The sequence below is a fragment of the Neobacillus drentensis genome, from assembly GCF_036965425.1.
GTDB classification, from domain to species: Bacteria; Bacillota; Bacilli; order Bacillales; family Cytobacillaceae; genus Neobacillus; species Neobacillus drentensis_F.
Map to the genome: position 1 here is coordinate 1 of NZ_JBALPP010000124.1, position 621 is coordinate 621.

Sequence of the window (621 nt, forward strand, 5' to 3'; positions counted from 1 at the left end):
TTAATTTATCTGAAAAAGGTGATTCCTTTACTTTATTAACGTGAGCCTCAAGTCCAGTTATAGTTGGAATTCCATTTTCTCTATAGATATCGGATAAAGAGGCTGATTGATAAAATGCTAACTTTTTCCCTTCCAGTATAAATTTCTTTGTGTCCATATCCTCTGCGACTTCAGAAAAACCGGTACAAAGAGCAACTCCAACATTGTTACATTGAAGGGCACTGAATATATTTGCCAATTCTACGGCATTAAGTGGCCGGTTCTGAGTTGATGCAACTTTGAATAGTTTCCCAGCTCTTTCATCTGCTTTTTTGTAAGAGAAGGAATTATTTTGTAATAAATCTTTATCATTAAGCAATTTTAATAAAGAAAAATCTAATTCAATTACATCATTGAGTAGTTTTTTATAAAAATTTTTTACTTTATAATCTGTCAATTCAACATATTGAGCAGCAAGCGCTCGCAATCCATTACTCGTTATATGCTTTAAGATTTCTAGAATTAATTGGTCTGAAAATAGCTTTGCTGTTGAACTATATAAATCATCTTCCCTGAAGAAAGGCGTATCTTTATAACCTTCGTCAGACAATAATTGAGTAGCCTCATGTTCTTGATATGTAG

1 protein-coding gene is annotated in these 621 nt (G+C 32.4%); it reads right to left on the reverse strand.

Annotated features, from left to right (window positions below; all coding sequences use genetic code 11):
* A partial coding sequence (locus V7161_RS25405) for a DUF3231 family protein (protein WP_335715596.1) occupies positions 1-589 on the reverse strand: 589 nt, incomplete at its 3' end.
* Between the last annotated feature and the right edge of the window lie 32 nt (positions 590-621).